The organism is Halopelagius inordinatus, from assembly GCF_900113245.1.
Lineage (GTDB): Archaea > Halobacteriota > Halobacteria > Halobacteriales > Haloferacaceae > Halopelagius > Halopelagius inordinatus.
On record NZ_FOOQ01000001.1, the window covers coordinates 1,041,372 to 1,064,747 of the forward strand.

Annotated in this window: 26 protein-coding genes; 9 read left to right on the forward strand and 17 right to left on the reverse strand. The window is 66.9% G+C overall.

Annotated features, from left to right (window positions below; translation table 11 throughout):
* Positions 1–4: 4 nt before the first annotated feature.
* Positions 5–1,492: a cysteine--tRNA ligase gene (gene cysS / locus BM167_RS05420; protein ID WP_092889857.1), complete on the reverse strand. Its 1,488-nt coding sequence runs from the start codon at positions 1,490–1,492 to the stop codon at positions 5–7.
* A gap of 206 nt (positions 1,493–1,698) precedes the next feature.
* Between cysS and BM167_RS05425 the strand changes: the two genes are divergently transcribed.
* Positions 1,699–2,316 carry a glycerophosphodiester phosphodiesterase gene (locus BM167_RS05425; protein ID WP_092889860.1) on the forward strand — a complete coding sequence of 206 codons (618 nt, stop codon included), beginning with the start codon at positions 1,699–1,701 and terminating at the stop codon, positions 2,314–2,316.
* A gap of 110 nt (positions 2,317–2,426) precedes the next feature.
* Here BM167_RS05425 and BM167_RS05430 read toward each other — a convergent pair whose 3' ends face one another.
* Positions 2,427–2,930: a DUF7523 family protein gene (locus tag BM167_RS05430; protein WP_092889863.1), complete on the reverse strand. Its 504-nt coding sequence runs from the start codon at positions 2,928–2,930 to the stop codon at positions 2,427–2,429.
* A gap of 126 nt (positions 2,931–3,056) precedes the next feature.
* Between BM167_RS05430 and BM167_RS05435 the strand changes: the two genes are divergently transcribed.
* Entirely contained in the window at positions 3,057–3,932 is an 876-nt protein-coding gene (locus BM167_RS05435) for a CbiX/SirB N-terminal domain-containing protein (RefSeq protein WP_092889866.1), read from the forward strand.
* 1 nt (position 3,933) lies between these two features.
* Positions 3,934–5,046 carry a DR2241 family protein gene (locus BM167_RS05440; RefSeq protein ID WP_092889869.1) on the forward strand — a complete coding sequence of 371 codons (1,113 nt, stop codon included), beginning with the start codon at positions 3,934–3,936 and terminating at the stop codon, positions 5,044–5,046.
* A 25-nt stretch (positions 5,047–5,071) separates the two neighbouring features.
* On the opposite strand, the gene BM167_RS05445 is transcribed toward BM167_RS05440, so the two are convergent.
* The 4 genes from BM167_RS05445 to BM167_RS05460 form a co-directional block, all read right to left on the reverse strand.
* A complete protein-coding gene (locus tag BM167_RS05445; protein ID WP_092889872.1) occupies positions 5,072–5,770 on the reverse strand; it encodes a helix-turn-helix domain-containing protein in 699 nt (232 codons plus the stop codon).
* 77 nt (positions 5,771–5,847) lie between these two features.
* Entirely contained in the window at positions 5,848–6,426 is a 579-nt protein-coding gene (locus BM167_RS05450; protein ID WP_092889875.1) for a DUF7524 family protein, read from the reverse strand.
* 43 nt (positions 6,427–6,469) lie between these two features.
* Positions 6,470–6,655: a methytransferase partner Trm112 gene (locus BM167_RS05455; protein WP_092536263.1), complete on the reverse strand. Its 186-nt coding sequence runs from the start codon at positions 6,653–6,655 to the stop codon at positions 6,470–6,472.
* 86 nt (positions 6,656–6,741) lie between these two features.
* Positions 6,742–8,079, reverse strand: a complete 1,338-nt coding sequence (locus tag BM167_RS05460; RefSeq protein WP_092889878.1) for an adenylosuccinate synthase — start codon at positions 8,077–8,079, stop codon at positions 6,742–6,744.
* A gap of 240 nt (positions 8,080–8,319) precedes the next feature.
* Between BM167_RS05460 and BM167_RS05465 the strand changes: the two genes are divergently transcribed.
* Positions 8,320–8,625, forward strand: coding sequence for a hypothetical protein (locus tag BM167_RS05465; RefSeq protein ID WP_092536257.1), 306 nt, complete (start codon positions 8,320–8,322; stop codon positions 8,623–8,625).
* A gap of 211 nt (positions 8,626–8,836) precedes the next feature.
* Here the strand turns inward: BM167_RS05465 and BM167_RS05470 are convergent, their stop codons facing one another.
* A complete protein-coding gene (locus BM167_RS05470; RefSeq protein WP_092889881.1) occupies positions 8,837–11,035 on the reverse strand; it encodes a DUF7527 domain-containing protein in 2,199 nt (732 codons plus the stop codon).
* Between the two features lie 350 nt (positions 11,036–11,385).
* On the opposite strand from BM167_RS05470, the gene BM167_RS05475 reads away from it, so the two are divergent.
* Positions 11,386–12,306, forward strand: a complete 921-nt coding sequence (locus BM167_RS05475; protein ID WP_092889884.1) for a hypothetical protein — start codon at positions 11,386–11,388, stop codon at positions 12,304–12,306.
* 29 nt (positions 12,307–12,335) lie between these two features.
* Here the strand turns inward: BM167_RS05475 and BM167_RS05480 are convergent, their stop codons facing one another.
* On the reverse strand, positions 12,336–13,148 hold the full coding sequence (locus tag BM167_RS05480) for a CDP-alcohol phosphatidyltransferase family protein (RefSeq protein WP_245781306.1): 813 nt from the start codon (positions 13,146–13,148) through the stop codon (positions 12,336–12,338).
* Between the two features lie 59 nt (positions 13,149–13,207).
* Positions 13,208–13,549 carry a hypothetical protein gene (locus BM167_RS05485; protein ID WP_092889887.1) on the reverse strand — a complete coding sequence of 114 codons (342 nt, stop codon included), beginning with the start codon at positions 13,547–13,549 and terminating at the stop codon, positions 13,208–13,210.
* 50 nt (positions 13,550–13,599) lie between these two features.
* Here BM167_RS05485 and BM167_RS05490 point away from each other — a divergent pair, with 50 nt between their 5' ends.
* Positions 13,600–15,252, forward strand: coding sequence for a potassium channel family protein (locus BM167_RS05490; protein WP_092889890.1), 1,653 nt, complete (start codon positions 13,600–13,602; stop codon positions 15,250–15,252).
* Here BM167_RS05490 and BM167_RS05495 read toward each other — a convergent pair.
* From BM167_RS05495 to BM167_RS05505, 3 genes are all read right to left on the reverse strand, one after another.
* The gene (locus tag BM167_RS05495) at positions 15,243–15,836 is read right to left on the reverse strand and encodes a DUF998 domain-containing protein (protein ID WP_218153765.1); all 594 of its coding nucleotides are present in this window, start codon (positions 15,834–15,836) and stop codon (positions 15,243–15,245) included. The genes BM167_RS05490 and BM167_RS05495 overlap by 10 nt on opposite strands.
* 47 nt (positions 15,837–15,883) lie before the next feature.
* Positions 15,884–16,738, reverse strand: coding sequence for a cytochrome c oxidase subunit 3 (locus BM167_RS05500; protein ID WP_092889893.1), 855 nt, complete (start codon positions 16,736–16,738; stop codon positions 15,884–15,886).
* 124 nt (positions 16,739–16,862) lie between these two features.
* The gene (locus BM167_RS05505; RefSeq protein WP_092889896.1) at positions 16,863–17,942 is read right to left on the reverse strand and encodes a phytoene/squalene synthase family protein; all 1,080 of its coding nucleotides are present in this window, start codon (positions 17,940–17,942) and stop codon (positions 16,863–16,865) included.
* A gap of 102 nt (positions 17,943–18,044) precedes the next feature.
* Between BM167_RS05505 and BM167_RS05510 the strand changes: the two genes are divergently transcribed.
* Positions 18,045–19,193 (forward strand): acyl-CoA dehydrogenase, encoded by a 1,149-nt coding sequence (locus BM167_RS05510; protein ID WP_092889899.1) that lies wholly within the window; start codon positions 18,045–18,047, stop codon positions 19,191–19,193.
* Here BM167_RS05510 and BM167_RS05515 read toward each other — a convergent pair whose 3' ends face one another.
* Complete coding sequence (locus BM167_RS05515; RefSeq protein ID WP_245781307.1) at positions 19,194–19,544, reverse strand: DNA-binding protein; 351 nt, start codon at positions 19,542–19,544, stop codon at positions 19,194–19,196. It abuts the gene before it with no gap.
* A gap of 92 nt (positions 19,545–19,636) precedes the next feature.
* Here BM167_RS05515 and BM167_RS05520 point away from each other — a divergent pair, with 92 nt between their 5' ends.
* Complete coding sequence (locus BM167_RS05520; protein WP_092889902.1) at positions 19,637–19,912, forward strand: DUF7111 family protein; 276 nt, start codon at positions 19,637–19,639, stop codon at positions 19,910–19,912.
* A 15-nt stretch (positions 19,913–19,927) separates the two neighbouring features.
* Here BM167_RS05520 and BM167_RS05525 read toward each other — a convergent pair whose 3' ends face one another.
* Positions 19,928–20,605 carry a protein sorting system archaetidylserine synthase gene (locus BM167_RS05525; protein WP_092889905.1) on the reverse strand — a complete coding sequence of 226 codons (678 nt, stop codon included), beginning with the start codon at positions 20,603–20,605 and terminating at the stop codon, positions 19,928–19,930.
* 136 nt (positions 20,606–20,741) lie between these two features.
* Here BM167_RS05525 and BM167_RS05530 point away from each other — a divergent pair, with 136 nt between their 5' ends.
* Entirely contained in the window at positions 20,742–21,194 is a 453-nt protein-coding gene (locus BM167_RS05530) for a cupredoxin domain-containing protein (RefSeq protein WP_092889908.1), read from the forward strand.
* 52 nt (positions 21,195–21,246) lie between these two features.
* On the opposite strand, the gene BM167_RS05535 is transcribed toward BM167_RS05530, so the two are convergent.
* From BM167_RS05535 to BM167_RS05545, 3 genes are read right to left on the reverse strand one after another with little or no spacing between them, the layout of a single operon-like run.
* The gene (locus BM167_RS05535) at positions 21,247–21,891 is read right to left on the reverse strand and encodes a 30S ribosomal protein S3ae (protein ID WP_092889911.1); all 645 of its coding nucleotides are present in this window, start codon (positions 21,889–21,891) and stop codon (positions 21,247–21,249) included.
* Entirely contained in the window at positions 21,888–22,169 is a 282-nt protein-coding gene (locus BM167_RS05540; protein WP_092889914.1) for a KEOPS complex subunit Pcc1, read from the reverse strand. The genes BM167_RS05535 and BM167_RS05540 overlap by 4 nt, the downstream gene beginning before the upstream one ends.
* Complete coding sequence (locus BM167_RS05545; RefSeq protein ID WP_092889917.1) at positions 22,166–23,362, reverse strand: hypothetical protein; 1,197 nt, start codon at positions 23,360–23,362, stop codon at positions 22,166–22,168. Before BM167_RS05545 ends, BM167_RS05540 begins: the two co-directional genes overlap by 4 nt.
* Positions 23,363–23,376: the final 14 nt, after the last annotated feature.

Genomic DNA, 23,376 nt, shown 5'->3' on the forward strand with positions numbered 1-23,376 from the left:
GTCCTCACTCGAACCGGAACGCCGGGCCGTCGTCCGAATCCTGCACTTCCACGCCGAGTGCGGTGAGTTCGTCGCGGAGTTCGTCCGCGCGTTCGTAGTTCCCCGCCTCGCGTTCCGCCTCGCGAACCGAGAGGACGAGTTCGACGAGGTCCTCGGCGACGGAGACGTCGCCGCCCTCGCCGCTATCGCCGAGAGAGAGGCCGAACACGTCGCCGCCGAGTTCGTCGAACGTTTCGACCGCCTCGCGTAGCGCGCGGTAGTCGTACCGCTCTCTCTCGTCGAGGTGGCGGTTGACGGCCCGGACGAGTTCGAGAAGCGCCGCCATCGCCTCGCGCACGTTGAAGTCGTCGTTCATCGCCGCTCGGAAGTCGGTCCGGACGGTTTCGACCGCCTCGCGGAACTCGTCGTCTTCGACCGTCGCGTAGGCGTTCACGCCGTCGATGGCGTCGCGTGCGGCCTCGTAAGCCCGTTCGAGTCTCTCCCATCGCTCTCGGGCCTCCGCCATCTCGTCCTCGCCGAACGTCTGTTCGGACCCGTACGCAGTCGAGAGGTAGAACGTCCGAATCACGTCCACGCCGAACTCCGCGAGAGCGTCGTTCACGTAGAAGAAGTTCCCCAGAGACGAGGACATCTTGTCGCCTTCGGTCTGGAGTAAGCCGACGTGAAGCCAGTAGCGCGCGAACGTCTGGCCCGTCGCCGCCTCGCTTTGGGCCACCTCGTTCTCGTGGTGGGGAAAGACCAGGTCGCGGCCGCCGACGTGGATGTCTATGGTGTCGTCCAGATGCGTCATCGACATCGCGGAGCACTCGATGTGCCACCCCGGGCGGCCCTCGCCCCACGGCGACTCCCACGTGTCGCCGCACGGTTCGCTGACGGGGTCTAACCCGTCTGGACGGTGTTCGGCCACGTCGTCGGGGGCAACGGCACCCGCCTTCCAGAGGGCGAAGTCAGCCGGATTGCGCTTCTCGGAGCGTTCGTCCGCGGGGCCTTGGGACTCCATCTCCTCTACCTTCTGGTTCGAGAGTTTGCCGTAGTCGTCGAACGCCGAGACGTCGAAGTAGACGGACCCGTTCGACTCGTAGGCGTAGCCCTTCTCCATCAGGGTCTCGACGAGGTCGATTATCTGCGGAACGTGTTCCGAGACGCGGGGGTAGACTTCGGCGCGCTTGAGGTTCAGCCCGCGCATGTCGCGGATGACGTTCCCGGTGAACCGCTCTGCGACTTCGGATTCGGTGTCTCCGAGTTCGTCGTCGCCGATTCTGGCGGCTATCTTCTCGTTCACGTCGGTGAAGTTCTCGACGTGGTGGACGTCGTACCCCTCGTGGTCCAGCCATCGGTGCATCACGTCGGCGTGCATCCAGAGGCGGGCGTGCCCGAGGTGCGCGTCGTCCGAGACCGTGAGCCCACAGACGTAGAGCAACACGTCGTCGCCTGTTCGTGGCTCGAACTCCTCGCGTTCGCCCGTCAGGGTGTTGGTCACGGACAGCGTCATCGTGCCGGGTTTGTCCGGGTTCGGTGTTGAATCCGTCGGAAGCGTTGCCGAACGAAGTGAGGCAACGAAACGTGAGCGGGGAGGAACGACCCGCGAACAGCGTGTTCGACCGCAGGGAGAACACGAAGAAGCGAACGGGGAACGAAGCGACCGGATTCCGACGGCCCCGTCGAAATTAGTTTCTCTCTGCCCCGCCTCCGTAGCCCGTGCTTCCAATCATCGGGCATCGAGGCCGACGGCGGGTGGCGGCCGAGAACACGATACGGTCCTTCGAGGCGGCGGCGAACTGGGGAGCGGACGGCGTCGAGTTCGACGTTCGGCGGACGCGCGACGACGAGTTGGTCGTCGTCCACGACGCGACGGTCGACAGAACGACGACCGGCGACGGCCGCGTCGACCGACTCTCGCTCGCGGAGATACAGTCTCTCACCACCGGCGACGGTGAGACCGTTCCCACCCTCGAACAGTCGCTGTCGGCCATCGGCGAGACGGCGCTCGAAATCTGGATCGACCTGAAGGACCCCGACCTCGTCGACGACGTGGTGAGCGCGGTCACGCGCCACGGACTGGCGGAGCGAAGCGTCGTTTTCGCCGGTCAGAAATTCGCCGACGACATCCCGAGGCGTGCGCACGACGCCGGTATCCGAGCAGGAATCACGATCGGACCCGCGCTAGCCGGACGGTACGGCCCCGCCGACCCCTTCGCAGTCATCGAGACGTTGGACGCCGACGCTCTCTTGGTGACCGCCGAGGCGGTCACGGACGCCCTACTCCGGGAGGCGATAGACGGAGACGTCCACACCGGCCTGCTCGTCGACTGCTGAACCGGCGACGCGAGCGAGGTGCGAGGGCTTGGGTTCCGACCCGTTCGGCACCCGACAGAAGACGGACGGAACGCCGAGGCGGTGAGAGAACGCTGCGAGACGACCGCGGCCTATCGAACCATCCCCTCAAGCGAATCCTCCACGAGTCGAAGCGCAGTCGCGCCCTGCCGACGCGGGACGACGACGGCGAGTTCGCCGGCGGCGACGCCCGCGGCGTCCACGAGAACGTCCTCGGCCGCGAGGCGGTCCACGACGGCAGAGAGGGCGCGCGCGTCCACGTCGCCCGTCGCGACGAGTGCCGTCATCGGCCCGTCCGCGGCGACCATCTCGACGCCGCCGACGGTCACCACCCTGTCGTCGTCGGGCGAGGCGTCCACGTCCTCGCCCGCGAGTCCGACACCGCTTCGCATCCGCACCGTCGCGTCGCGGCGGTCCGTCGTCAGGTCGGGCAGGTCGTCGGCGAACCGGCGGAGAGCCGTCGCGACGGAGTCCGTATCTCCTTCGACGCCGAGCGATTCGGCGGCGGCGGTGTAGTTGACGACGCCCGCGCGGAGGGCAGATAGTAGATAGGGGCGCTCTCGGACGGCGTCGCGCGTCTCTGCGGCGAGTGACATACGAGGGAGGTAGCGAGACGGAAAGAAAAATCCCGCGGCGGTCGGTGCGAACTCCGCCTTCCGAAAGACGAAGATTCCTTTCCGTGATGCGAAGTCCCTAAGAGGTTGCTGTCGCTACCTACTCGTATGCAAGCGCTGGTCATCGTGGCGCACGGGTCGCATCTGAACCCGGATTCGAGTGCGCCGACGGAGAGTCACGCGGACACCATCCGCGCGACGGGCGCGTTCGACGAGGTGAAGACGGGCTTTTGGAAGGAGGAACCCTCCCTCCGAGAGGTTCTTCGGACGGTCGAATCCGAGGAGGTGTACGTCGTCCCGCTTTTCGTCAGCGAGGGCTACTTCACGGAACAGGTCATCCCGCGGGAACTCCGCTTGGAGGGGTGGGACGTCTCCGAGTGGAACTCCGACGGGTTGGACGCCGACACGGCGACGCTGAAAGCCTCGGACACCGGCCAAACCGTCCACTACTGCGGTCCGGTCGGCACGCACGAGGCGATGACCGACGTTCTCGTCCGCCGCGCGGAGACGGTGACGGGCGACCCGGACGTGGGTCCGGGGTTCGGACTCGCCGTCGTCGGCCACGGGACAGAACGGAACGAAAACTCCGCGAAGGCCATCGAGTACCACGCCGAACGCGTCCGCGAGATGGACCGTTTCGACGAGGTACAGGCCCTCTACATGGACGAAGAACCGGAGGTGGACGACGTGACCGACTACTTCGACGCAGACGACGTGGTGGTCGTCCCGCTGTTTATCGCCGACGGCTTCCACACCCAAGAGGACATCCCCGAGGACGTGGGCCTCACCGACGACTACCGGACGGGGTACGACGTGCCCGCCGAGGTGGACGGCCACCGCATCTGGTACGCCGGTGCGGTCGGTACCGAGGGCCTCATGGCCGACGTCGTCCTCGAACGCGCCGCCGACGCCGGTGCGGACATCGAAGACGCCATCGCGACCGTTCGCCAACAGACGCGGGAGACGCCGACGGCGGGTGACTGAGATGGAGACAGCACAGGTAGACAGCCTCCTCGCCCGCGCCGACGACGAACCGGTCGAGTTCGACGGATTGTTCGCCGCCCGGGAGGCGGACGGGTACGCGCTACGGACGCCGGAGACGGAACGCGACGGTCTCTCCGAATCCGCCCTCCGGGAGGCCGCCGCCGACGCCGAACCGTACGTGACGAACTGGTACTACTGGGAGATGGACGTGGGACACCGCGGACGGCACCGCCGCGCGTTCCTGCGGAAACTGGAGGCCGCCGACGACCGAACCGTCCCCGAACGCTACGACGACCTGCGGGAGGGACTGCGCACCGAGTGGGGCCAACTCCGCATCACGGCGACCCTCGGAGACGACGGCAGACGGCGGTACGAACTCAGACACGAGGCCGACGAGGGTGCGGACCGCTCGGAACTGGACGAACACGCCGACCCCCTCGACGCCCGGGAACTCGCCACGTACGACGAGAGAGGGCGCTACAGACCGCTGAAGACGGCCCCGACGCTGGCCGACGGATGGGTGTTCCCCGGGTTGGACGGCCGCGACTTGGCGGAAGCGGTCGACACCTTCTATCCGGCGACCATCGCGAACTGGAACCTCGAACGCGAGGGCGAACTCGACGTCTCCCACTGGGAGGAGACGATGGGTCGGCAGACGGGCATCTACAGCGTCATCGACACGTGGAATCGAGGCGAGGGCCACGAACACGTGAACTGGGTCGCAGAGACCTGCTGTGACGACTCGCAGTGTCTCAAACGGAGAGAGTGGCAGTACGACGAGGAGACCGAACTCGACGTCGACGGCGGAGACGGCGCGTTCCCCTGCCGAGAGCCGTGTTCGTTGGTCGTCGCCGCGTCTCGAAAGTGGACCCGACTCGAAGGCGAGGAGTCTCGGACCTACGAGTTCGAACTCACGCCCTCGGAGAAAGAACAGGTCGAAGAGATAATCGACGCCGTCGCGGACGGCCGTATCGACGATATCCGGGAGGCGGACGTCTACGAGGGCGCAAACCGGTACCGCACGCGGTTCCTGCGCGCAAAGCGATTCGACGACGACGGCAACCTCTCCGGCACGCCGACGAATCCCGACGAACAGGCCCGCGGCGACGACTGAGTCGGTCAGACCCCGACTGCCGCGGTCACTGCTCTCGGTGCCGAACGGGCTCGTCGGGGGATGAGTCCCCTCCGAGAGCCGTCTCGACGAGTTTCTCGACCCCCGCGCGGACGCGCTTCGAGACGGCCTGCGGAGTGACGCCCAACTCCGCTGCGAGTTCGTCGAGAGAGGTGCGACTGGGCGTCTCGAAATACCCGCGGCGGGCCGCGAGCGCCACCGCCTCGCGTTGTTTCCCGGTGAGTCGGTACTCGGAGAGTTCGGGGTCCGCTTCCGAGCGGATGCGCTCTATCTCGACGTCGGCGCCCGACCCGCAGACGGTCGCTCTCAGCGCCTGAAGCGCGTCGAAGGACGGGAACCGAGCTTCGATGTGGGCCCCGCGAACCGACCGCGACGACTCGAGGACGGTCACGTCGTTGTCGCGGAAGAACAGATAGAGCATCGTCCAGTCGGACGGTACCGGTTCGGTGACGATTCGATAGAGGCGGCGGTCGCCGACGTCCGCGAGTTCACGGAACTCGCCCACGGTCGGGTCGTCCGCCAACGCGAGTTCGTGCGCGTCGAAGTCGCCGGTGGTCACCCACCAGAAGAACACGTACCGCCTCTCCCCGGAGTCGCCTTCGAGGAAGTGGTAGTTTTCGACCGTGCTGTGCGCGTCGGGCACCGCCTCGAACGTCTTCTGAAACAACGGCGGGTTACAGACGGTTACCGTCGCGACGAAACTCACTGTCGACCCCGAAGGGCCCGCGAAGCATGAACGCTGTTCAGTGAATCGAGAACGTCCCCCGGTTCGTCACATCGGCGTCAGCGCACCAGAAGCATCGTAGCCACGAGCATCGCGCCGATGACGACGCCGACGCCGAGGACGAGAGCGGTGCTCTCGACTGTGGCGACGACCACCGCGGCGACCAGAAGCGAGACGAAGACGAGGCCGGCGAACGGGACGACCCTGCGCGAGGGGACCGGAAGCGACTCCACGAACTCTTCGAGGGGCGAAGGGTCGGGTTCTCGGCGCGGCGGCCGGGCGAACTCCTCGTCGACCGCTATCTCCGACTGCGGGGCCGACTCGGACTCCAGCGTCACCCGAACGTGCGCTTCCTCCGCGCCGTACCCGGTGACGATTCGAAGCGTCCCCGTCACCGGTTCGTCCGGAACGGAGGCGTATATCTGCACGCGTTCCGTGCTCTCGCCTTCGACGAAGTGGTTGCCGCTTTCGAGTCGCGCGACCGACGAGAGTGCGTCATCGAGATGGACGTGTACGTGGACCGCCGCCCCGGCGTTGTCGAGGACGACCGCGAAGGGGCCGTCGGACTCGAACGCCGCCGGGGCGACGATGGTGTGGAGACCGTCTCCGTTCAGTTCGACTCTCAGCGACTCTGACACGGTGTGAACCTCTCGGTGGGTAGTGAAAAACGTTCAGGTCTTGTTAGTCGTCTCGCATGTCCGGCGGAAGCAGGTTCGGGATGCCGTCCTCGATGGGGTACACCTCTCCCGTGACCGTCCCGACGAGGCGACCTTCGAGTATCTCGTCGCCGTCGCGTTCGTCGACCTCCAGTTCGAGGTCGCTCTTGTCGAGCGGATCACAGAGGATGTCCATCAGAGATTCCTTCATCGTGCGACGGATGGACCGGCCGAAACAAAAGGGTACGGATTCGCGGCGATACGACGGCCGGGCGGGCGGGCGATTCGGCCGACGACTCAGCCGTCGTTCTCGAACGGGTTCACGAGTTCGACGGTCTCGGCTCGGTCGGGGCCGACGCCGACGGCGTAGACGGGGACGCCCATCTCCTCGGTCAGGTAGTCGAGATACGCTCGGCCGTTCTCGGGGATGGCTTCGTACCCCTCCGCCGCGACGTCAGCCCAATCGACCTCCGGCCACGGTTCGAACTCGCGGAGAGTCGGTTCGCATTCGGCCCACCGTTCGGTCGTCGCGGGCATCGTCAGCAGTTCCTCGCCGTCTAACTGGTACGAGTGACCCACTTTCACCTCGTCGAGTCCGGCGAGGACGTCGAGGTGGTTCACCGCGATGCCCGTGAACCCGCTGACGCGCGCGGCGTGGCGGAGCATCGGCATGTCGAGCCAACCGATGCGGCGCGGGCGTCCGGTGACGGTACCGAACTCGCCGCCCTTCTCGCGGATGACGTCCGCGAGTTCCTCCTCTCGGTCGTCGTCTTTCAGTTCGGTGGGCATCGGTCCCTCGCCGACCCGCGAGAGGTACGCCTTGACGATGCCGACGACTTCGCCCCGGCCGACGACGGTCGGACCGACGCCGGTGCCCGTGGACGCGCCGCCCGCGGTCGGATTCGAGGACGTGACGTACGGGTAGCTCCCGTGGTCGATGTCGATGAGCGTTCCCTGCGCGCCCTCGAACATCAGGTTCTCGCCGTCGTCGTGGCGTTCCGCGAGGAAGTCGCCGCAGCGTACGGTCATGTTCTCCGCTCTGAGGCGTTCGCCGACTTCGACGAACTCCTCGAAGAGGGCCTCGACGTCGCACTCCTCGCCCGCTTCGAGGTCGTAGACGTTCTCGATGACCGCTCGCTTTTGCGGGACGACGTACTCGAGACGCTGTCGGAGCACCTCGGGGTCCAGAAGGTCGCCGACGCGGATGCCGCGGCGTCCCACCTTGTCCTCGTACGTCGGACCGATACCGCGACCCGTCGTCCCGACGGTCATGTCGGAGTCGGCTTTCGCCTCCTCTTCGATGCCGTCGAGGCGGCGGTGGTACGGCATGATGACGTGCGCTCGGCGCGCGACGCGAACGTCCGGGTCGAGTCCGCGTTCGCGGAGCGTGTCTATCTCCGAAAACAGCGTCCGGGGGTTGACGACGCATCCGTTGCCCAGAACGCCGATTTTCCCCCGAACCGCTCCGCTCGGAACGAGCGATAGTTTGTACTCTGTGCCGTCTTCGACGACGGTGTGGCCCGCGTTGTCTCCGCCCTGATAGCGGGCGACGACGTCGGCGTCTCCGCCCCAGAGGTCGACGAGCGCTCCTTTGCCCTCGTCGCCGAGTTGGGAGCCGACGATTGTGACGGTCATGGTCGGCGGTTCATCTCCCCTGATTAAACAGATTACGGTCCTGTACCGAGAGATATGCACGAACGTGCGGCTGCCTCGGACTCGGACGACGCCGCTACACAGTTCTGTGCATCACCCCGCGAGAAGCGTACCCAAACCGTTATCTACGTCTCACACGAAACGAAAGTCGCCGCGTGCGTCTCTATCGACGAGCTAGAGAGGGTAACTTTTAAAACGTGGCAAGACAAGTTAACAAATGCCATGATAGACCGACTGGAGAAGGAAGTGGACATGTTGGAGCGGCACCTGCAGGTTTTGAAGATGGTCATCGAGAGCGAGCCGATCGGTATCGTCAAGATGTCTAACGAGACCGGCTACCCGCACCACAAGGTCCGCTACTCCCTCCGCGTCCTCGAAGAAGAGAACCTCATCGAACCGTCGAGTCAAGGCGCAATCACGACGGAACGGACGGCCGAGTTCGTCGACGAACTCGACGAGAAACTCGACGAAATCGTCGACAAACTCGACTCGATGAAAATCGAGGAAGCCGCCGAGATAGAAGGCTAATCCGAATTCTGCCGTCACGGAGTGCGCCGCGTGACGCCTCCGTACAGCGCACGCGCCGCGGGTCCTCGACCATCTCTCTTTTCGACGGCCGACGCCCGCCGCGCGATCGGGGCACCCCCCGGACTGACCATCGACTCCGCGAGCGAGAGCGACCGCTCGCGTCTGTGAGTCGCGACCCGAAAAAACCGACCGGCGCGCGGTTCGCCCGCCCTCAGAGGTCGGGCACGTTCACGTGGAACTCGTTGTTCCGCGCTTCGACAAGACAGAGGTGAAAGCCCTGCTTTCGCGAGAGCTTCACGAACGACTTGCGCTTCGACCGAGAGAGGAAGCCGCCGCCCGTCTCCTCGGAGACGGCTTCGAGCGCTTCGGGGTCGAAGAACGACTCGGTGACGTAGAACGCGGTCGAGAACGCGTCGTCGCCCTCCGCGACGGTTCGGGCGTTCCCGATGAGAGAGCCGACCATCGCCTGCGTCGTCGCGTTCCGCGAGGTGTTCATGTCGGCGACGAACAGGGCGTCTCCCATCTGGTCTCGGAAGATGACGTCGAACTCCCGTTGTTCGACGCCGTCCTCGGTTTCGACGCCGACGGTGCCGTGGAGTTCGACGCGGTCTATCTTCGGGATGGCGTCGAACAACTGCGAGAGCGACGCCCGGTTCCCCGTCTCGCCGATCTCGTACAGGAGGTCGGTGACGACCCACTTCGCGAAGCCGTACTCGGTGCTCTCGTGGAGGAACTTCTCGTACGGTTCGCCGTCGACGCCGAGTCCCTCGGTGTCGAACGTCGTGTGGTGTTCGAGTCTGAGGTTGTCGTTGACCTCCTCGCGGGTCACCTCGCCCCTGTGGGCGCGTTCGAGCGTCGCCTCTCCCTTCCGGTCGTAGCGGACGAACAGGTTCGTCCCCGAAAGCGCCTCCCTCGGCGGCATCGACTCCTCGGCGACGAATCCGCCGGAGGCCGCTTCGAGTCGGGTCGAGAGACGTTCGACTTCGGCTTCGAGTTCCTCGACTTGCGCTTCGAGCGTCTCGGCCCGTTCGCGTTGCTCGTCGCGTTCGGCGCGCAGTTCGTCGCGTTCGGCTTCGAGTTTCTCTCGCTGCGTCTGGAGCGTCTCCAGTCTATTTTTCAGTTTCTCGACAGATTTGCGTGCGGGTCCCTCCGAACGCTCCGCCGGAGGCGACTTCGTCGTCGCGTCCTCCGCAGACTTCGAGGAGGTATCGGATGACGAACCCGACCCCGAACTGCGAGAACGCGAGACGGACTGTCTGTCCGGTCGCTTCCGCTTCTGTGCGGCCTGCTGTGACTCCGTTTTCGGCCGCGCGCGCGCCGTCGCCGCCGCGCCCGACCCTCCGTTCGCCGGACCCGACTCGGAGGGGTCTAAAGACGGGATAGAGCGCGCCTCGCGCCACTTCTCCTCCGCGGAGAACGGGTCTTTGTCCGAACCGCCGTCGTCGCTCTCACCGTCGTCGCCGTCCTCGCGGCCGCTACCGCTCTCGTCGTTCGACTCACCCCGCCGTCGCGCCCGTTCGGCGGCGCGCCGCCGTTTCACGCCGTCGTCGCTCTCGGTCGCCCGTCCGCCCGACTCGCGTGCTGTGTCCGCCGTCGCGTCCGCACTCGACGTCTCCGCCTCCTGTGCGTCGTCCGCCTCCGCCGTCGCGGCGTCCGCCGTCTCCACCGCGTCCGTCGCGTCCGGCGTCGGGGGTTCGGCGTCGGCGGCGACGGCGTCCGACGACTCCTCGGCCGTCGGATTCGGGTCGTCGTGGGGGTCCGTCCGACGGGCCGCCGAGGGCCCCTCGGCGACGTCGTCGGGTTCGGCGTCCGCCGCGGAGACGGGGTCGCTGGGCGGTTCCTCGGCGGACTCCTCCTCGCTCTCCGATTCGATTTCGGGGAGTTCGACGATATCCACGTCGACGTCTCTCACCTCGTAGATTCCCACCTCGTCGTTGGCCGTCTCGAACGCCTCCTCGCCGGTGACGAGGCGGCGACTGCTGCCGACGAAGGCGGCGCTCATCGACTTGCCGCCGTGGTAGACGATGTAGTAATCCCCCGACAGGACGTTCTCGCTCAGTTCGACGTAGCCCGTGAACCCGCCCGCGGAGAGCGTCGAGTCCGCGTCCGCGAGGGGCGTCTCGTTCGTGTAGTACTTCGCTCGCGTCTCCCCGCCCGTCTCCATCATCGCAAAGAGGATGGGAAGCGACATGTCGGGCGCGCGGTACGCGGTCAGTTCTGCGTCCTCGAAGTCCTCGATGCCGCCGTCGAAGACGCCGATAACGCGTCCGTTCAGCACGAACGCCCACGTGGTTCCCGTCGAAACGGCCCCGGAGAAATCTCGGTCGGCGAGGCGGTGGAGTCCCTCGTACCCGCCGTCTACGGAGACCGCGTCCCACTCGGTCACCGCGTCGATGATTTGGCTATCCATTTGTCGGTATATCACAGAATGCGAATCAAATACTTTCCGGAGGATTCGCCCCCGAAACCCGCCGTCGCGTCGGACGCGCGTCATATCTCCCGTCGCTCGTGCGCGAGCCGCGCACATCTCTGAGCGACGCTCCGACCCCGAAAACCGCACGACTGCGCCCCCTTCGAGCTCGTTCGTCCCCGCGATATGGTAATATGCCAGACATATCCTCTCGCCGCGTGCGACTGAGGGACGGCGCGCGCGACGAACGACGACACGACGACGCGCGAGAGGGGTGTCGGCCCCCGAACCGAGGCTTCGACGCCGGCGCGGGTAGGTGGGTTTTTGTCAGATCGCGGGTATTCGTTCTCGTGCCTCCGACGCCCCCCGAGACGTACTCGTTCACGCGGTATCTCCGCGCGAAAGAGTCCGTCGACGACGCCGCGCTTCACCGACCGACGCTCGAACGGTTCCGAACCGAACTCGGCCGACTCGCAGACCGGTCTTCGAACCCGGTTCGCATCGTCGACGTCGGTGCGGGAATCGCGTCGATGTGTCGGCGCCTCATCGAGTGGGGCGTCCTCCCCGATAACGTGACGTACGTCGTTCTCGACGCGGACCCGGAGTCCGTTCGAATCGGCCGCGAGACGACGCGCGCGTGGGTCGAAGAGAGCGACCGAGAGGCGGTCTGGGAGTCCGACCGGCGACTCTTCCTCCCCGAGTCGGCGACGACGGTTCGGTTCGTGGCCGACGACGCCTTCCGGCATCTCGAAGGGCAGACGTACGACGTTCTCGTCGGCCACGCGTTCGTCGACTTGCTAGATCTCCCCGACGCGCTTTCGGCACTCCTCGACGGCGTCGCGGCCGAGGGCGTCTGTTACTTTCCGATAACGTTCGACGGGCGGACGACGTTTCGGCCGCCCGGCGACGAGGAGACGGCCCGCGCGATAGTCGAGGCGTACCACGCGACGATGAATCTCGACGAGGGGTCGGCCCGGTTCGGACGGACACTCCTCGACGCCGCCGTCGCCGCCGACGCGGAACTGCTCTCGTCCGGCGGGTCAGACTGGGTCGTTTCCCCGCCGTACGACGACCAACAGGCGTACTTCCTCCACCACGTTCTCGAGTTCGTCGAGGAGTCGGTCGACGGTGAGGCACTCGACGCCGTCGGGGCGGCCGACACACTCGACGAAGAGGGAGTCAGGCGGTGGGTCGACGCGAGGCACGGAGCGGTCGAATCGGGGGAACTGACCTACGTCGCACGGAACCTCGACGTTCTCCTCTCGGCCTGAGCAGTCGGAGGCGCGCCGCCGCGCGGAGACTATCGCCGCCGTCGGGCGTCGGTCCGTCGCCCGGTGACGAGAAGCCAGTCTCGAACGAACCCGAGTAGCAACGGCAGACCACAGAGTGCCGCGCCGGTGACGGCGACGACGCGGGGAGTGGGCGGCGCGAGGGCGACGACGACGTACGCCATCTGGAGTCCCGCGAGGACCCGCCGACTCCGCCGCGGCGGCAGGTCGAACACCGGTCGGTTGCGGCGGCGGCGGACGGCGCGCGCCGCGACGAACGCGTACCGCGCGACGCCGACGGCGAGATACGGCCACGGGACGACGCCGCCGACGACGCCCGCAGTCGCCGCCGCCAGGAGGCCGAACGCGTCGTACTCGACGTCGAGTCGTTCGCCGAGTCGCGTCTCGCAGTTCAGCGCGCGCGCAACCGCCCCGTCGAGAGCGTCCGAGACGACGGCGACCCCGTACGCGAGAGCGGGGAACCACGCGTCGAACTCCGCGGGCCGCACAGCGACGACGGCGAATCCGAGCACCCACGCCGAGAGTACACCGCGGCCGACCGTCACCGCGTTCGCCGGGCCGAGCGTCGAACCGACCGCGTCTCCCGGGGAAGCCCGGTTTTCGGCTCGGTTCGAGACCAGGATCCAACAGACGGCGGCGAGGCCGACGGACGCGCCCGCGAACCACTGACCGGCGACTGCGTCTCCGGCGTCGGTCCGGACGCCCGTCGCGGCGAGGGCCGTGAGACCGAACGCGAGAGCGACCACCGCTCGCGTCCGCCTGACGAGTCTCGGGGGGACCGTCTCCGTTCGCCGGTTCTCCTCGGCGATGTCCGCGTCGCTCACGGAGGAGAGACGGACGGCGGCCGCTTAATCGTTGGCTGATACGACCGACGGCGGCGCCGTCACGCCGCACGCGCCGCGTCTCGGAGCGAGACGGCGGCGAGAACGAGGAGGTAGGTCACGAGAGCCGCTACGAGCACCGTCACGGCGACCGGACCGATCGAAAGAACGCCGAGGGCGGCGACGACGAACGCGACGACGACGGCCGCTACCTGAACGACGAAGCGGTCCCACACCCGGCGGACGCGCGGGGCATCGAGCGAGAGCAGTCCCTCCAGCGTGAGCGTTCCCGCCGCGCCGACGACTGCCGCGAGGGGGTCCGCGGGAGCGGAGACGACGACCCCCGCAGCGAGGAGGGGACAGAGGACGGCGAGCGTCGAGAGTGCGTCGCGGCGGCGGCCCATACTGTAGCTACTCTCGGGGAACTTTTAGCCACGGAGGGTCCACGGCGAGTATGCCAAACGGGTTGGAGTCGCGGGTTCCGGACGCGCGCCGTCGGTTTCTCCTGTTTGCCGCCGGATCAGCGGTGCTCATGCTGGCCTACGCGGCGGTGTACCAGTGGGCGCTCGGAACCTTCGAGGGCGTCTCGACCAGCTACATCCAGTCGCTTCAGGTCGTCGTCGAGACGTTCTCGACCACCGGGTACGGCGAGCAGGCGGGGCTGTGGTCTACGACCCCGATGTTCGTGCTCATGATTCTCATGCAGATAACCGGCGTGGCGATCATCTTCCTCACGCTTCCGCTGTTTCTCGTTCCGCTCGTCGAAGACGCGCTTCGGTCCTCTCCGCCGCCGAAGACCGACCTGACGGACCACGTCGTCGTCTGTACGTTCACCTCCAGGGGCGACGTGCTCGTGAACGAACTCGACTCGATGGGCGTCCCGTACATCGTCGTAGAGAAGGACCGCGAGCGCGCAGAAGAGCTGCACAAAGAGGGCTACAGCGTCATCTACGGCGACCCCGAGGACGTCGAGACGCTGGCGAAGGCCAACGCCGAGGACGCGCTCGCACTCGTCGCCGACGACGACGACGAGACGAACGCGAGCATCATCCTCTCGGCGAGACAGGCCGCACCGGACCTCCGTATCGTCAGTATCGTCGAAGACGGAAACGCGGTCGAGTACCACGAGTACGCCGGCGCCGACCGCGTCGTCTTACCGCGCCGACTCCTCGGCGAGAGCCTCTCTCGGAAGGCGGCGACTGCCCTCTCTACGTCGGTGAGCGACGCCGTCGAAATCGGCGACGACTTCGAGATAGCGGAGGTGTTGGTAAAGCGCGGGAGCGAACTCGAAGGCGAGACCATCGCCGAAAGCGCGATCGGCCGCCGCACCGGCGTGAACATCATCGGCGCGTGGTTCAGCGGCGAGTTCGTCACGCCGCCCGCGCCGACGGCCGTCATCGACGAGCACACGATTCTGCTCGTCACCGGCCGGGAGTCGGAACTCGAGCGAGTCAAAGAGCTCACCCAGTCTCAGACGCGCAGACACCGCCGCGGGAAAGTCGTCGTCGCGGGGTACGGCGAAGTGGGAACGACGGTGGCCGACGCACTCGGCAGTGCGGGCGTTTCGAGCGTCGTCCTCGACGTCGCGGAGATGCCCGGCGTCGACGTCGTCGGCGACGTGCGGAACGAGCGGAGCCTTCGCTCGGCCGGGATAGAAGACGCCCAGAGCATCGTCCTCGCACTCGACAGCGACACGAAAGCTATCTTCGCGACGCTCGTGATAAAACATCTCTCGCCGGAGACGGAGGTCATCGCCCGCGCCAACGACAGCGAGAACGTGGCCAAACTCTACCGGGCGGGCGCGGAGTACGTCCTCGCGCTCTCGACGGTCAGCGGCCGCATCCTCGCGTCGAGCCTCACCGACGAAATCGTCATCGCGCCCGAGTCACAGATCGAACTCGTCCGGACGAGAGCGCCCGAACTCGTCGGAACGTCGCTCGCGGAGGCGGACGTGCGCGCCCGGACGAACTGCACCGTCGTCGCCGTCGAACGAGACGGCGAACTCGTCACCGACGTGGGCCCCGACTTCGTCGTTCAGACGACGGACACGCTCGTCGTCGCGGGCACCGACCCGGACATAAACGCGTTCTACGAGCGCTACACCTGAGCGCTCGCATCGGCGTCGAACGCGGACCGAAGCGGCGCGGGCGAGGAGAGAGCGACCACCCACGCCGCGAACGCAACCGCGCCCGCGAACTCCGGCACGGCCAGTCCCGGACCGAGTCGCACGCCGCGGAGCCACAGTCCCCACGAGACCACGTGCCCCGCGGCCAGAAGTAACGCGAGTCTCCCCGACCGACTGTCCCGCCGTGCGACGCCGTCTGCGGTCATCGTCGCCGTCGACGCGACAAAAAAGGAGACGGCGACCGGAACGTGAAGCGCCGTCCCCGCGGGGAAGACGCCGACCAGACTCAGCGACGCGACAGCGACCGCGTAGCAGGCGGCGACGAGACGCGACTGTCGCCCGAGAGGGAGAGCGTATCCGACCGCGACCGCGCCGCCGACGGCGAGACTGCCGTTGAAAACCGGCGCGGTCGGCGGTCGGACGCCGAGGTCCGAGAGGGCGCTCGCGGCCCACGAGAACGTCGGTGAGAGGGCCGTCGCGAGGACGACGCCGCCGAGTGCGACGAGCGAACCGACCGCTCCGAGTGCACGCGCGGTTCGCCGAGAGACCGGAGCGAGGCGTATCACGGATGGCGATTCGAGAAGAGCGAAACGGTCGGAGACGCGTCCGAGCGTCAGGCTCCGATTTCCGCGCCGGCGTACAGGACGACGACGAGGAATATCCAGACGACGTCCACGAAGTGCCAGTACATCGACGCCGTGCTGACGGAGACGTGTCGTTCCGCGGAGTACTGTCCCATCAGAGCGCGGACGAAGACGATGCCGAGGATGACCGCGCCCAGACTCACGTGCAGTCCGTGGAGTCCGGTGAGCCCGTAGAACGCCGTCCCGAAGATGCCGTCCGTGAGCGAGAAGTTCGAGTGGACGATGAACTCGTAGTACTCGTACACCTGTCCGCCGATGAAGATGAGGCCCAAGAGGAGCGTGACGGCGAGTCCGCCGACGAACTTCTTGCGGTCGTCCTGGCGGATGCCGACGTGCGCCCAGTGGAGCGTGAACGACGAGAGCACGAGTATCGCCGTGTTCACGAGGACGAGCGACCCGAGGAGGTGCGGCAGTTCCTGCGGCGGCCACGTCCCCGCCCGGATGTAGAAGTAGTATCCGAACAGCGCACCGAACGTGCCGAGTTCGGACCCGAGGAAGGCGATCATACCCCACCTCAGTTTGCTTTCGCCTTTCTCGCTCGCACTCCGCGACCAGAAGTGGCTCACGAACGCGTGGTAGAGCCACCCGTATATTCCGACGAGGAACAGCGCGATGCTCCCGACGAACGCCGCCGGACCCACAACGGGGCCGACGATAGCGTCCTCGCCGCGCCCGAGGATGTAGAGTGCGGCGGCCACGTACACGCCTGCGCCGCCGACCGCGGTGACGAACGGCCACCAACTGGCCTCACCGAACCCGCGAGGCCAGTCCTCGACGGCCGGTAAGTGGTGGCCGTGGTCGTCGTGTGTTTCTTCGGTACCCATAGACGCTGGTTGCTTTTCGACTACTAAAAATCCTCCCAAGTTTCCCCCGCGAATCGGCGCGATGGCGAACCGACGCGACGCTCACGATAGCGGCGAGTGGGTCGTCTTCGGTCGCCGGGAGTCGTCAGTCGGCGGTCGACGGCGCGCGGTGGTACGGTCGGGCGAAGATTTCCGTCCGCAGGTCCGCGAGCGCCTCGCGTTCGACCTGCCCGCTACTCATCGCGGAGACGACGGCGAACACCTCCTTTCGAGACACCTTCACGCCTTTGTCCGTGACGGCGTCCTCGGGGTTCGAGAGCAGTTCTCTGAGCGTCCCGACCGACAGGAGAAACGGAATCGCCCACGCGGCGAGGGTGTTGCCGTTTCGGAGCGGAACCGTCTCCAAGTACGTCTGGGCGTCGTCTAAGAACGACGTGGCGTGTTCTGCGGTCCGGCGGACGACGGACGACACCGCACTCTCGTTTTCCGGGGCGAGTATCTCCTCTTGGGAGACGCCCTCCTCTGCCAACCACTCCTCCGGGAGGTAGACGTTGTTCTCTGAGGAGTAGTCGTCGTGGACGTCTTTCGAGATGTTCACGAGTTGGAGGAGGAGGCCGAACTCCTCTGCGGTGTCGTACAGACGCGACCGGCGTTCCGCGGTCAGGTCGTGGCGCGTGACGAGGTTGGTGATGAGGTTGCCGACGGTGCCCGCGGCGTAGTAACAGTACTCCTCTAGCTCCTCGGGCGATTGGATTCTGAGGCCGCCCTCGTCGGCGTAGCGTTCGACGAACATCACCATCCCCTGGACGAGTTCGCGAACCGGCGGCGTCACCGCCTCGCGGACGTCCGCCGGAAGCGCCTCGAACGTGCGGACGACGCGGGGCGCGTCTCGGACGACGCGCCAGTCGTCGTTCATCTCGGCTTCGGACGGGAGGTACGGGGAGACGGCGTCGCTGAACGCCTCGACGTCCGTCTCGTCGTCGGGGTCCAGCGCCGCGTCGTACGTCCGCAGGATATCCGCCTGCGCCTCCGGCGGAACGTTCGATGCGTCCTCTACGGTGTCGGCGACGCGACAGAGGAGGTATCCGATACAGATGTGCGAAGCCATCGGCTCGTCGAGAACGTCCACCGTCAGCGCGAAGGTACGAGAGACCCCTTGAACCGACTTGTGGCACCACTCGAGGTCGGCCCGGTCGACCTGGGGGCGGTCATCCTGCTGAGACATTCGAAGTAGGTGAACCTATGGCGTGAGACGTAAAAAGTTCGTGGGCATGGCCGAGGAGAGAGCGAAGCGAAACCTCAAGTATCGACGATGATAGATTCCTGCATGGACTTCGCGCTCTCCCCGGAACAGAGACAGATTCGCGACGTGGTTTCGGAGTTCGTCGACGAGGAGGTGCGGCCGCGGGCCGCCGAGATAGACGAGACGGACGAGTACCCCGCCGATTTGGTCGCCGAGATGGCCGAACTCGGACTGATGGGGATGCCGTTCCCCGAGGAGTACGGCGGGGCCGGACTCGACTATCACTCGTACGCCATCGGACTCGAAGAGATAAGCCGCGGAAGCGGCGGACTCGGAACCATCGTCGCCGCGCACACCTCTCTCGCGGGGAACATGCTGTACGAGTTCGGCGACGACGACCAAAGAGAGCGGTTCCTGACGCCTCTGAGCGAGGGCACGGAGTTGGGCGCGTTCGCTCTCTCCGAGGCCCAAGCCGGAAGCGACGTACCGGCGATGGGAACGACGGCGACGCGCGAGGGTGACGAGTACGTCCTGAACGGCGGGAAACTCTGGACCTCGAACGGGTCCGAGGCGGACACCGTCGTCGTGTTCGCAAAGACGGACCCCGACGCCGGGAACAAAGGTATCTCCTCGTTCGTCGTCCGCCCCGAGGACGACGACGGGTTCGTCGTCGAGGGAACCGAGCACAAACTCGGCGACAAGGGCTGTCCGACCGCCGAACTCCGATTCGACGAGATGCGTCTCCCCGCGGACCGACTGCTCGGCGAGGAGGGCGAGGGGTTCGTGCAGGCGCTGAAGACGCTCAACGGCGGTCGAATCACCATCGCGGCGCGCGGCGTCGGAATCGCCCGCGCGGCACTCGACGACGCCGTCGACTACGCCGGGGACAGAGAGCAGTTCGGCGAACCCATCGGCGAGATGCAGGCGATAACGCACAAACTCGCCGACATGGACACGAAAGTGCAGGCGGCGAAACTCCTCATGCACAAGGCGGCCGACCTGAAGATGCGCGGCGAGTCGTACGTCAAGGAGGCCGCACAGGCGAAGTTGTACGCGAGCGAAGTCAGCAGAGAAGTCGCGAACGAGGCGATTCAGATCCACGGCGGATACGGCTACACGAAGGACTTCCCGGTCGAACGCTACTACCGCGACGCGAAACTGAACGAGATTTACGAGGGGACGAGCGAGGTTCTCCGAAACACCATCGGCGACCGGGTGCAGAGCGAGCGGTGACTACCGCGTCGAACGCTCCGGCGGGGTCGTCCGTTCGGGTCCGCCCGTCTGCTCCGTCGCGCCCCTCGGTTTCGTTCCGTCCGACGCGACCCGTTCTGTCACCCACTCGTAGTACGACTCGACGCCCGCCTCGCCGCGTTCGGTGAGAGTGTACACGTCGTGGATGCCTTCGGTCCGGCGCGCGAGGTGGCCCTTCGAGACGAGGGCGTCGAGCGTTCCGTAGAACGATTTCGGGTCGATGCGCAGGTCGTACTGCGTCTCCAGACGCGTCTTCAGTTTCTGTCCGCGGAGTTCCCCCGCCTCGTAGAGGAGCGCACAGAGGTCGCGGCGGCGACCGCTCTGAAACCACATACGGAGACGGTCGGCCACCGAGCACACGTCAGTTTCGTTCCCGGTCGGAGCGAACCGGTAGTTTCGATTACCGCGACTCCCTAGGCCCGACCATGAGCGAACGCGAGGCGACGGACAACGGCATCACCGGCCGGTACTACGAGACGGAGACCGAACGCGTCTTGGAGTTCGTCGGCGAACGCGGGACGGCGGCGGTGGCACAGAACATCGAAGGTTACGCCATGCTGAAAGTCCGCCCGACGCCCGACGGCGACGAACTCGAACGCTACTACGGATTCGACATGGCTCTCGACCACGCCGCGGAACTCCTCGGCGTCTCGCCGACGGACCTGCCGGTTCCGGACCCGGCGGCAGACATGGGGATGTAAGCGACGCCGAGAGCGTCAGTCCCGCCGCCAGTAGAACATCGGCCCCAAGAACAGATACGCGAGCGCCAAAAACAGCAGTCCGAACGCGAACACCTCTCCTAACTCCCCGGTGCAGACGATTGCCAACCCCTGTACGACGCCCATGACGAGAGCGTCCTGTGCGTGCAGATCCGGGTAGACGACAGTCGTCACCATCAGGGCCGCAAGGAGGTAGATGAGGGGGACGAGAACCGGCGGTTGCGCGAATCCGGCGAGGACGCCCGCGGCGAGAATCGTCGCCGCCAGCGTCGTCTGGACGCCTTTCGTCTCGGCCACGTCGCCGTCGTAGGCGGTGTAGAGACCGAGTCTGACGACGGCCATCGCGACGAACGCCGCCGCCCCCGCGAGGCCGACGGCGAGTCCGGCGTCGCCCGCCCACCGCGTCTCCAACACGACGGTGGCCACGAGGAACGCCGGCGCGACGCCGAACGAGGCGACGTCGGCCAACGCGTCCAGATACTCGCCGACCGCGGTTCCCCCGCGACGGCGCGCGATGACGCCGTCTAAGGCGTCCGCGATGGCCGCAAGCAGGATGAGTCGCGCGGCGAGGGTGACGTCCACGGACGCGGCGACTGCCGCCAGAAATCCGAGGGCGGCGTTCGAGACGGTTACTGCGTCGGCGAGTCCCATCTTGCCGACGAACCGGGGCATCATACTTCGGCGTCGGCGACCGCGGTTTTTAGCTTTTATATTCTCCCGCCGCGCCGTCGTCGGGTGTCGGCGCGTCGAGAAGATTACGTTCGACGCCCGAACCGGGCCGCATTTACTTCCCGCGTCCCGAGAGACGTGCATGAACGGTTCTCAGGGTTCTGTCCCGTCCCGCCGGGAGTTCCTCGTCGGAGCCGGTGCGGTCGGAGCGAGCGCTCTGGCCGGTTGCTCGGGCGTCTCGGGGTCGAACTCTTCGGGGTCGGACGACTACGACGTGGGGATGACCGCGGTGGCGTTCACCACGCCCGAACTCACGGTGTCGGTCGGCGACGAAGTGGTCTGGCGGAACACGAGTTCGCGGGGCCACACCGTCACCGCCTACGAGGATTCGATCCCCGAGGAGGCCGAGTTCTTCGCGAGCGGAGGATTCGACTCCGAAGGGGAAGCGCGCGACGCGTTCGGAAACGGGCTGGGCGGCATCATAGACAGCGGTAGTTCCTACTCGCACACGTTCGAGGTTCCCGGAACCTACGAGTACGTCTGCATCCCGCACGAGCAGTCGGGGATGGTCGGCACTGTCGTCGTAGAGGAGTAGTCCGGCTCCGAAAAAGTCCGAGTGGTCGAATCGCTCCGCGGACGCGGCCGAGTCAGGCTTCGTCGACCGCGATGTCTTCTTCGTCGACGTCGACTGCGGCTTCCTCCTCGGCGGCGACCTCTTCGGGGCGCGCGCGCAAGGAGAGCTTCTGGACCTCCACCCGGCGGAGCGGGTAGATGGTCTTTGCTTCGCCGTAGATGGCCGACGAGAGGTGGCCCTCTACGATGCTGTCTATGAGTTCCGCGAAGGTGCGCTCCTCTGCGGCCTCTTCGACGAGGTCTATCATGACCCGGCGGATGGCCTTCTCTTGGGAGCGGTCGGCCTTCTTGGTCGTGAACGCCACGGGCTGAACCTGGACGCGGTAGTCGTCCGTCGTCAGAATCGTGATGTTCGCCGCAACCTTCGACGCGCCGCGGCGGACGAGACTACGGAGGTAGTCCCGCGTGAGTTCGTGCTTGACGAACTCCGTGTACGCCGCGTCGGTGGACACGTCGTTCACCTTGAAGGTGAGCTTCGTGTTGTTCGCACCCTGGTCTCCGGTGAGTTCGCCGAGGGTGACCTCGACGGTGCGTCCGTACACCTTCTCCGGCTCGTCGGCCATCGTAGAGCCGATTTCCTGCCGGTCGAACTGCTCCGGAGCCACGAGGGTGTACCATCGCTTGCCGCGCTTCTGCTTCGAGACTGATCGTTCGCTCATGATTGGTAGTTGCGTACTGTGTCGATGACGGCGTCTGCCACCGTCAGGTTGACCACGGCGTCGTCCACCGTGGACTGCAGCCCGCCCGTCGTCTCCCGTTCGATGGTCGTCGTGAGCGTCTCACCCTCGACGACCATCCGGATGGAGTCGGTGTTGTCCGGACGGAGCGACGCGGCCACCGCGTCGGCGGCGTCGTGCGTCGTCCGGAGGCGGGCCGACCGAGACTCGACGGCCCCGGCCGTTCCGTTCTCGCGTTCGTTCTCGCTTCGGTTCGTCACGTCGACGCCTCCCTGACTGCCGCGATTACCTCGGCTTCCTCCGCGTCCGCGTCGAACCGCGCGACGGCCCGTCGAGCGTCGCCGTTCCACGCGCCGCCGTCGTCGCCGAACTCATCGGCGACGGCGGAGGCGGCGTCCGCCGCCCCGCGTTCGACCGCCGCGACGGCCGCGAGGCCGTTTCCGACGGCGAGGACGACGGGTTCCGGCGACCGGAAGTCCCGGACGAGTCGCGCGACGGTGGCGAGGCGACCGACGCTGTCGGCCGTCTCCTTCGTTGCGCGAACGACGAAGACGCTCTCGTAGCGACCGGAACGCCCCTCTCTGATGCCCGCGTGGACGGCGGTGGCGTGGTCGCGCCACGCGTCGAGCGCCGGGACGCGGGCGTCGTGGCCCAACGCGAGGGCGACGCCGGTTCCGGGTCGTTCCCGCGCCGCGGCGTCGAGGACGTCGGCGAAACCGCCGAGCGTCGCGAACGTCGCGTCAGGCGTCGCGTACGGGCGAAGCGCGCGTTCGACGCTCTCGGCCGCCCGCGGCGTCGCCGCGTCGTCGCCCGCGACGTCGAGTGCGAGAAGCGACGCGACGGTCCGGTGGGCTTCCGCGTCGAGTTCGGCGGGCAGGCCGAGTTCCGCGAGCGCCGCGGTGGCCGCCTCTCTGTCGCCCGAAAAGCTCGCGTGCGCGAGCGTTCCGTGGGCGAGTCCGTCCGCGACGTCTTCGACGGGTGCGGCGATACCGGGCCGTCGCTCCACCGCGCCGGTCTGTTCGGCGACGGTGAGGAGACTCCCGTCCGCCGCGCCCGGATGGTCGCCGGCGGCGACGACGCCCGCGAGGGCGAGAAGCGGGTCGGGTCCCGTCTCTCCCTCGGGCGTCAACGCCTCGGCGACGCCGTGGGCGCGGAGACTGGTCGTCCCGTCGCCGGGCGCGATGGTCGCGTCCGCGCCGGGGACGCGCATCCCGACCGAGACGAGCGTGTCGTCCTCGGACGAGGACGCGGCGTCGGCCTCCGGGAACGCGACGGCGCGCACGTGGAACGGCACGCCGACGGTTCGGAGCGACCGGGCGACGAGTCCGCCCGCGGCGAGCGCGTCGCCGTCGGCGCGACAGACGACCCTGACGAACGGGGCGTCTCTCAGCGCGGCGGCGACGCTCTCTACGGGGGCGTCCGGAGCGTCGGCCGGGTCGGGGTGTGCGGACATCGGAGTCGAGGTAT

What these genes read in the sequence shown, in the direction of transcription:
- cysS (WP_092889857.1), bottom strand. Translation starts at nt 1,492, where the DNA reads ATGACGCTGTCCGTGACCAACACCCTGACGGGCGAACGCGAGGAGTTC.
- BM167_RS05430 (WP_092889863.1), bottom strand. Translation starts at nt 2,930, where the DNA reads ATGTCACTCGCCGCAGAGACGCGCGACGCCGTCCGAGAGCGCCCCTAT.
- BM167_RS05435 (WP_092889866.1), top strand. Translation starts at nt 3,057, where the DNA reads ATGCAAGCGCTGGTCATCGTGGCGCACGGGTCGCATCTGAACCCGGAT.
- BM167_RS05440 (WP_092889869.1), top strand. Translation starts at nt 3,934, where the DNA reads ATGGAGACAGCACAGGTAGACAGCCTCCTCGCCCGCGCCGACGACGAA.
- BM167_RS05455 (WP_092536263.1), bottom strand. Translation starts at nt 6,655, where the DNA reads ATGAAGGAATCTCTGATGGACATCCTCTGTGATCCGCTCGACAAGAGC.
- BM167_RS05460 (WP_092889878.1), bottom strand. Translation starts at nt 8,079, where the DNA reads ATGACCGTCACAATCGTCGGCTCCCAACTCGGCGACGAGGGCAAAGGA.
- BM167_RS05465 (WP_092536257.1), top strand. Translation starts at nt 8,320, where the DNA reads ATGATAGACCGACTGGAGAAGGAAGTGGACATGTTGGAGCGGCACCTG.
- BM167_RS05470 (WP_092889881.1), bottom strand. Translation starts at nt 11,035, where the DNA reads ATGGATAGCCAAATCATCGACGCGGTGACCGAGTGGGACGCGGTCTCC.
- BM167_RS05485 (WP_092889887.1), bottom strand. Translation starts at nt 13,549, where the DNA reads ATGGGCCGCCGCCGCGACGCACTCTCGACGCTCGCCGTCCTCTGTCCC.
- BM167_RS05490 (WP_092889890.1), top strand. Translation starts at nt 13,600, where the DNA reads ATGCCAAACGGGTTGGAGTCGCGGGTTCCGGACGCGCGCCGTCGGTTT.
- BM167_RS05500 (WP_092889893.1), bottom strand. Translation starts at nt 16,738, where the DNA reads ATGGGTACCGAAGAAACACACGACGACCACGGCCACCACTTACCGGCC.
- BM167_RS05505 (WP_092889896.1), bottom strand. Translation starts at nt 17,942, where the DNA reads ATGTCTCAGCAGGATGACCGCCCCCAGGTCGACCGGGCCGACCTCGAG.
- BM167_RS05510 (WP_092889899.1), top strand. Translation starts at nt 18,045, where the DNA reads ATGGACTTCGCGCTCTCCCCGGAACAGAGACAGATTCGCGACGTGGTT.
- BM167_RS05515 (WP_245781307.1), bottom strand. Translation starts at nt 19,544, where the DNA reads ATGTGGTTTCAGAGCGGTCGCCGCCGCGACCTCTGTGCGCTCCTCTAC.
- BM167_RS05520 (WP_092889902.1), top strand. Translation starts at nt 19,637, where the DNA reads ATGAGCGAACGCGAGGCGACGGACAACGGCATCACCGGCCGGTACTAC.
- BM167_RS05525 (WP_092889905.1), bottom strand. Translation starts at nt 20,605, where the DNA reads ATGATGCCCCGGTTCGTCGGCAAGATGGGACTCGCCGACGCAGTAACC.
- BM167_RS05530 (WP_092889908.1), top strand. Translation starts at nt 20,742, where the DNA reads ATGAACGGTTCTCAGGGTTCTGTCCCGTCCCGCCGGGAGTTCCTCGTC.
- BM167_RS05535 (WP_092889911.1), bottom strand. Translation starts at nt 21,891, where the DNA reads ATGAGCGAACGATCAGTCTCGAAGCAGAAGCGCGGCAAGCGATGGTAC.
- BM167_RS05545 (WP_092889917.1), bottom strand. Translation starts at nt 23,362, where the DNA reads ATGTCCGCACACCCCGACCCGGCCGACGCTCCGGACGCCCCCGTAGAG.